The following is a 7177-nucleotide window of genomic DNA, read 5'->3' on the forward strand; positions in this document are numbered from 1 at the left end:
TAATATTTTTAACCCTGTTTTCTTCTTCTAGGTTTTCTGGCCGTTTTGGGCTTTCCTCCCTTTGGGAGGTTGCGAATATAGATAACCCTGGAGTGACCGTCGCTCTGAACCCTCTCGTCCACCTCAAAGATACCTATAGCCGAGGCCAGAGCCCCTAATTTCCCGTACCCGTAGTTTCTCGGATCAAACTCAGGAGACTGTTTCGCTATGTTGCTGCCGACGGTGCCTAGCTGGGCCCAACCGGTGTCGTCGGAGGCCGCCTCCAACGCGGAGCGAAGAAGGTTGACCAGTTGAGTGTCTCCCTTCAGTTCCTCAGATGTTTTTCTCCTTATAGCGGGCTGCGCATCCTCTTTAACCGCTATGACCTCGGTGTATATAAACTTATCGCAGGCTGAAACGAAAGGTTTAGGTGTCTTCTTCTCCCCAAAACCGTAAACCATAAGCCCCGCTTCCCTTATTCTGGCCGCAAGGCGGGTGAAATCGCTATCGCTGGAGACCAGACAGAATGCGTCAAAATGGTTGGTGAAAAGCAGATCCATAGCGTCTATTATCATGGCGCTGTCGGTGGCGTTTTTTCCCACTGTGTACCTGAACTGCTGTATAGGCTGTATCGAGTGCTCTAAGAGCACGCTCTTCCACCCAACTAGATTAGGGGTGGTCCAGTCTCCGTATATCCTCTTCACGCTGGCAACTCCGTATTTAGCCACCTCCGCAAGCAACGGCTCGGTTATAGAGGGGCTTGCGTTATCGGCGTCTATGAGCACCGCCAGCCTGGGCTGTATTATATCCAAGTCTGCCATTATTAATCCCTTTCATAGGCCATCAGGGCCTCTTTAAAATTTACTTTTCTTAGTCACCCACCATGGGGCCATGTTGGTATCCCTGTGTCCCCTTCCGAAGATCTCCCAGGAGGCGGCGAAAGCGCCGTAGACCCTGGTGGCGAAGGCAAAGAGAGGCATGAGAGGGAGCCAGGGTATCATGGATAGATCCTGACCGGGCCTTTCGGATAGAAGTGTGACAAAAATTATAAAAAACACTGAGGTAAGGATAAAATAAAACACGTACACCAATATCAAAATCCAAAGCACAAAGTTCAGTGGGTATGCGATAAATAGATAAGCTGTGTAAACCACTATAACAACAGGCATGACTATCTGAAACAAAAGCCCTGTCCACAGCAGGGCTACGAAGTTTTTTACCCCTATAAGCCTAGTTGAAAAGCTCCTCCAGTGTTTTCTGAAATACAGAAACGACAGGTCTCCGTCCCATCTCAGCCTCTGTTTGAAGAAGTCCTTGAAGGTATCGGGGGCATCGGTAAAACCCATAGCCTCTGGGTCGAAAACGATTTTAAACTTTCCGTATCGACCTATGTAGTTCTTTATCCTCAGAGTGATATCCAGGTCTTCCGCGGTTCCAGCGTCCCATCCTCCTATAAGCTCCAGGACGGACCGCCGGAACACCCCAAAGGCGCCGGATATGTTGTTGATTATACCGAAGGCGCTGAGACCCGTCTTGGCGGATTGGATCGAGAAGAAATACTCTATGGCCTGAAGCCTGGTCACCAGCGATTTTTTGTAGTTTCTGACCCTGAGACAGCCTGAGACCGCCGCTATTGAGGGATCCCTGAAGTGCCTTGTGGCCTTCTCCACCATGTCGTTGTCGAAGGAGGTATCTCCGTCCAGAGACATAACTATCTCGCCGTAGGCGAAGTTCATGCCTGTATTGAGGGCAGAAACCCTCCCTCCTCTTTGCCACTTAGGAATGACCTTGAGCTCCCTCTTTGGGAGTCGCCAAACCTCTTTCTCCATGGAGAGGGCGGCGGCGTAGGTATTTTTGTTGGCGGTCGCCCCGTCCACGATGGGTATTATCTGTATCATCCCGGGGTATATCTGCCTGGCTAAGGACCTTATGGTCTGTTTTACGTCCTCACCCTCGCTGTAGCAGGTCACCAAACAGGATACCGATGGATAATAGTCCTCCCGCCATTTTACCTGATCCATCCTTAAGAGACTGTGTTTCAGCACTCCCATCAGTATCAGGAGATAGACCGGCATCTCCAAAAAAAGGACGAAGGGGATGAACTTTAGCAGTATCTCCCATGTCCCCGACGACAGTGGAGCCTCCAAAACCATGGAGACTATCAAAATAAGGGGCTCTGGCATCAGCCCTCGAGCTCCCCTGTGAGGCGAGTCATCAGGTTCTTGGCCCTCAACCCGTCCTCGATATCCTCCGGTACGGTTATCCTTATGGATCGCAGATCGGGCTTTATGGATCCATCGACCATGTCCGCCAGTTCAAGTATCCTGCCTTCCAGTACCGAGGCACCTTCCGAGTCAGTTCTGGGGAGGAGCAGCCAGAGCAGCCCTGTGCCTGTCCTGGTGGAGATATCGGTGCTCCTTATGAGCTCTCTCAGCCTACCTGCTATTGCGTCCATCATCTGGGTTGTCCTCTGCCTGCCTATGGAATCGGATATCCGGTCCAGGTTGGCAAACCTCACTCCCAATAGGGAAAACACCTCATCGGGATATCGCCTGTTCAGGAGGATCATCCAGTCGAGAAGCTGATCGAAGTAGGCGGGAACAACGTAGTTAAGCCGATCTAGCAGGGCATAGACGTCCTCTATGGATCCCGTCCTGGCGGCGGTCTTTCCCTTCTCCGATATCCTAAATACCCTTATGGCATCCACCAGAAGCTCGTCGGTCCTGGAGCGGGCCCGACAACAGAAGCAGTCGACCACCACGTCGGCCTCGACAAAGCGATGACCGCAGTCGTTGCAGACGAAGCTCTCAAGGGGATGGTCGTAGTCCGATCCCAGATGGCGAAGGTGGGTGCTACAGAAGGGACAGCGGTATCCCGACTCCTGAAGAAAATCCTCCTCCGGCCCCACCCTGCCGCAGGTAAAGCAGTGGATGAACTCTTTAGGGGCTATGTCTATGCTCCCACAGCTTGGGCACACGTCGATATAGTTCAGATGGGTACAGCTGCATTTCGGGCAGAGCCTTATCCTGTCAACCAGCGATCCAAGGGTCAGGGCCCCTCTGTCTCTGAGGTTCTTAAGCCACTGAACCGAGTCTTCCCCGCCTCCTATCATGTCAGCCATAGGGAAGCCGTAGACGTCGTGGGTAAAGGGCCTGAGGACGGGGTTCAGTCCCTTAGGTCGGGAGACCAGATAGGCCAGAAGGCGAAAGTCCCTGCTGTCTTTGAGGCTGTCCAGGTCGATTTCCTCCGAAAGCTTCTCCATCTCGAGGGCCAAAGCCCTCGCCTTATCCGTAGAGTCAATCGCCCCATCGGTCAGGTAAACCAGGCTCTCGTCCACCGAGTTAGAACAAAATATGGGTTTAAAGCAGGTCGCAGGAGCATTCCTCAATCTCTGGATAACCGTTAAAACCGTCTCTTTAGAGATATCGCCGTCAAGGATCACCCCGTTGGAGGAACCTGCTTCACCTAGTAGATCCTCCATGGACCTACAGTCGGTCATCCAGCTCTGAGATTGAAAGACCGTGCCGTTATCCCCTAAAAGCCTTACCATCCTGAACTCCTTCAAGGCAGCCACCTCTCGATCCATTTCCAACGGGCTCCCCAGTGGACCGTGACAGGAAGCCCTTCGACTAGAAAGAGGTCAGGTATAGGGACCGCGGTCCTGAGCTTGAGCCTTACCGACTGCCTGATATCCGTCAGAGGGGTCGACAGGGATGAGGGGGTCGGCTGAGCTAGTGAGGGCCTGCCGTCCATATAGGCGTCTACCGTAGTTCCTCCAGGGAACCTCACTTTTATAGAGTCTCCTCCCTCCACCATTCCCAGATCTCTAGGGTCCAGAAAGGTCACGATAGAGGCGGTATGAGGATCGGCTACGACCGCCATTGGCGCTCCCTGAGCCAGTGGCTGGTTCTCAACCACGAAAAGCTCGAGGACTACCCCTGAAATAGGAGAGGCGAGATCTATATCCTCCATCAATCTATCCATAGCCGCTAACTCTCCCTCTATCTGAGAAAGCCTTATCATCTGAGACCTATACTCCGCTGAGGGGACCTGAGCGAGGGCCAAGTCGGCTCTAGCTCTCAGGAGATCGCTCTCCGCCCTGTTTACCCTGCCTAGAGCCTCGTTTAGATCGGCTAAAGTGGCCGCCCCCTGATCGATCAACCTCTGAATTCGGGAGAGATAGGCCTTCTCCTGGTTTAAAAGCTTTTCCGAAAGGGACACCGCCTGTCTTATCGGCGCCGAGGCAGATCCGACAGGGGGATATCTCAGGAGCCCCTCTCTTTCCGCCAGAAGGGGCTTTCTTTTTACGTCCAGCAGAGGATCGCCTATTTTTGCCATAAGGTCGCCGGAGAGGATCTTCTGCCCCTCCCGAAGGTAGACCTTGTAGATAACCCCGGACATAGGGCTGTTTATCGGCGTCTTGTCCATATAGACTATCCCCGGAGAGGTCGCCCATACAAGTCCTAAGCCCACCTTAGCGAGGAAAAACCAAAGAGGACTGGAGACTATGAGGACAACCAGATACCATCGCCACTTGGGAAACACCCTCTTAGCGGGAGCGTAGGGGATCTTGACCCCTCGGTCCTGTAGAGGGTCTTTGGACTCGGAAGGAGTATATCTAACCCTCATTTTTTAGCCTCCTTGTAGTCCTTCCATGCCTGGACGACGGAGCCCCTGTAGTTTGCAGCGTCAAACGTGAGGTCGTAATATCTTATCCTATTCCAGAGGGCCGATCTTCCAGCGGAGTAATAGCTTTCTTTAGGCGACAATATGGGCTCTATGCTCTGAGCCAGTGAGAAGTTTATCCCCGGATATGCCGCTAAAATCGTTCCCATTCGACGAACTACGTTATCCCGATCGGTGGAGTAGATCATAAGAGCGACCTCCTCTATCCCCAGTTCCTCAAGGCCCTTTCCCAGCACGGTCCCTAGCTCTCCCTCGAAGTACCTTGGGTGAGCTGAGATGGAGATAGGAAGGGTCGTCCTGGCCCTGACTGCCTCCAAGGTGCGGATCAGCTCTCCCGCCAGGTAGGCTCTCCTACCCGACGAATTAGGCAGAGAGTCGGGCTCCAGATCCAGATGAAGCCCTCTGAAGGGGAAAGGAGACAGAACCTGGACCAGCTTGACTAACTCCAGTCGATGCTCGGGCAATATCCAGGCTGGGTCTCCCAGAAGAAGGTCCACGGTTATACCTAACGCCGACGCTCGGTTCAAAAGGGCGTCCAAGGAGGCCCTGAGAGAACCGTCCCTTATCGACCTCACCTCCTGGCCGTTGAATGACAGCAACACCCTGGAAAACCCCTCTTGCTTCATCCTCTCCAGCTCGCCTCCTCTGGTATTGCTGTCCAGGAAGGGAGCGGCCTCCCACAGGTAGACCGACACCCCTTGAGGAGCCAGAGCCCTTTGCGGAACGATTGCCTTGCTCGCCGGAAGGGCTACCGCCGAAGGCACCGGCGTTTTGAGAAGGGCCAGAGGATAGCCTCTATCGGTCAAGCTCTCAGGCAAAAACCTACAGACCTCCGACGCCGCCTGAAGTATCAGCACCTGAGAGTCCACCACGTCCAGTGAGGTTCGGAGCAGGTCGTATCTGGCTATCTGAAGTTTTTCGTAGGTGTCTCCAGGCACTTTACCGTGCCTTAGGCTGTTTACCCTGACGGCCTCCGACGCTGCTTTAACCCTTGAGGTGTTGGCCACCAGAGACCTTAAGCCGTACTCCAAAAGGGCCATAGAGTCGTCCAACTCTCCCTCAAGACGGATCCTCTCCACCAGTCCATCGGCCCTTCTCCTGTCCAGATCGGCCATGGCCGCCAGCTTGGCGTGGTCCTTTTCGGACCCTATGCTTCTGAATGGCTCCTCCACGGTTACAGAGACATAGGCCCCTGTTCCTGTTGTGCCGGGAAAATCTCTGCCGGCACTGACACCTATCTCAAGCGTCCCCTCTCGGTCTATCCTATCGGTCATCTCCGCGATCCTACGGTAGAGGTCCAGCACCGAGTCGTTATGCTTCACGTCGGAGATATGATCCACCAACAGACCTCGCTCTTCGCCGGACCACCCGGGCAACGAGGGCTCCTGAAGGCCCTGAGGGATACTCCAGGAACGACCGGTGGCAAGCCTCACTGTGTTCAAGGCTTGACCCTCCGCTCTGGAAGAGGCAGCCAGATCCCTGAAGGCCATGTCGTAGGCGGACATAAACTCAAACCTGTCGGACTCCAGGAGAAGCCCTTCACTGACCCTTCTGGATAGAACTGCCTCGGTCTCATCCTTGGAGGAGAGAAAATCCTCAAGGATCCGCCGCTTTCTCCTCTCCCCCCAGATAACCACATAGGCCTTTCTCAGGGCGGTCAGGTTGAGCTCTCTGGTCCTGTCCAACAGGATTCGCCCCTCCAATGCTCGAAGCTCTCCCTGAAGCACGGAGATTTTTTCCTTGGTCCAGGTTCCGAGGATGGGAAACCGCACTCCACCACGGACCGTGGCTTTTCGGTAGGACAGCCTTTCCTCGGAGGTCTCGTTGATAGGCTCGTCGCTGTAGCCGTAGGAGAGCCCCAAAAAAAGCTTGCCCCCTATCCTGGTCTTAGCCAGCTCCGACAGATGTTCGTCCCTTGTGAGGGCGGCCAGAGAGGACAGTACCTCTGGGCCGTCGCAGACCATCTCCTCCAACTCCTGTAGGTTAGGAAGGTAAAGAGGCTGAGCGGAGAGGGAGCCCACCAGGAAAAAGACGAACAGGACACAGAACACGAATTTTTTTGCCAAACACGCTCACCCCATTTCGACTCTATTACCACGTAATCATATCACAGAGGGGCTATAACAAAAGGCCCTGTCTCTAAAGAGACAGGGCCTTTTGTTATAGCAAAGAGAAAAGATCCTTGGCAACGACCTACTCTCCCACGAAGCAAATCGCAGTACCATCGGCGCTGGAGGGCTTAACTGCCGGGTTCGGCATGGAGCCGGGTGTACCCCCTCCGCAAAGGTCACCAAGGACCCTCTCAAAATATAAACACCAAGACATAGGAACTAGAGAAACCAAAAGAGGTTAAGGCCTCGGCGTATTAGTACCGGTCAGCTCCACACGTTGCCGTGCTTCCACCTCCGGCCTATGTACCCTGTCGTCTACAGGACGCCTTACTTGCTTATGCAATGAGGTATCTCATCTTGAAGGCGGCTTCCCGCTTAGATGCCTTCAGCGGTTATCCGTT

At 53.9% G+C, this 7177-nt stretch carries 5 protein-coding genes and 2 rRNA genes; all 7 read right to left on the bottom strand.

What is annotated here, in order from left to right:
• Positions 1-8: 8 nt before the first annotated feature.
• Positions 9-800, bottom strand: a complete 792-nt coding sequence (locus tag B9Y55_RS10545; protein WP_085545321.1) for an NYN domain-containing protein — start codon at positions 798-800, stop codon at positions 9-11.
• 33 nt (positions 801-833) lie between these two features.
• Positions 834-2162 (bottom strand): glycosyltransferase family 2 protein, encoded by a 1329-nt coding sequence (locus B9Y55_RS10550; protein ID WP_085545322.1) that lies wholly within the window; start codon positions 2160-2162, stop codon positions 834-836.
• Positions 2162-3565, bottom strand: a complete 1404-nt coding sequence (locus tag B9Y55_RS10555) for a TackOD1 domain-containing metal-binding protein (protein ID WP_085545323.1) — start codon at positions 3563-3565, stop codon at positions 2162-2164. The genes B9Y55_RS10550 and B9Y55_RS10555 overlap by 1 nt, the downstream gene beginning before the upstream one ends.
• On the bottom strand, positions 3541-4608 hold the full coding sequence (locus B9Y55_RS10560) for an HlyD family secretion protein (protein WP_085545324.1): 1068 nt from the start codon (positions 4606-4608) through the stop codon (positions 3541-3543). The genes B9Y55_RS10555 and B9Y55_RS10560 overlap by 25 nt, the downstream gene beginning before the upstream one ends.
• On the bottom strand, positions 4605-6731 hold the full coding sequence (locus B9Y55_RS10565) for a TolC family protein (RefSeq protein ID WP_085545325.1): 2127 nt from the start codon (positions 6729-6731) through the stop codon (positions 4605-4607). Before B9Y55_RS10565 ends, B9Y55_RS10560 begins: the two co-directional genes overlap by 4 nt.
• Before the next feature lie 114 nt (positions 6732-6845).
• Positions 6846-6960: ribosomal RNA gene (rrf, locus tag B9Y55_RS10570) — 5S ribosomal RNA — on the bottom strand.
• A gap of 50 nt (positions 6961-7010) precedes the next feature.
• Positions 7011-7177: ribosomal RNA gene (locus B9Y55_RS10575) — 23S ribosomal RNA — on the bottom strand; the annotation flags it as partial.

It is taken from the genome of Dethiosulfovibrio salsuginis, from assembly GCF_900177735.1.
GTDB lineage: Bacteria > Synergistota > Synergistia > Synergistales > Dethiosulfovibrionaceae > Dethiosulfovibrio > Dethiosulfovibrio salsuginis.

Bases quoted from the DNA above. Each gene is read 5' to 3' on its own strand.
- B9Y55_RS10545 (WP_085545321.1), bottom strand. From the start codon at position 800: ATGGCAGACTTGGATATAATACAGCCCAGGCTGGCGGTGCTCATAGAC.
- B9Y55_RS10550 (WP_085545322.1), bottom strand. From the start codon at position 2,162: ATGCCAGAGCCCCTTATTTTGATAGTCTCCATGGTTTTGGAGGCTCCA.
- B9Y55_RS10555 (WP_085545323.1), bottom strand. From the start codon at position 3,565: ATGGATCGAGAGGTGGCTGCCTTGAAGGAGTTCAGGATGGTAAGGCTT.
- B9Y55_RS10560 (WP_085545324.1), bottom strand. From the start codon at position 4,608: ATGAGGGTTAGATATACTCCTTCCGAGTCCAAAGACCCTCTACAGGAC.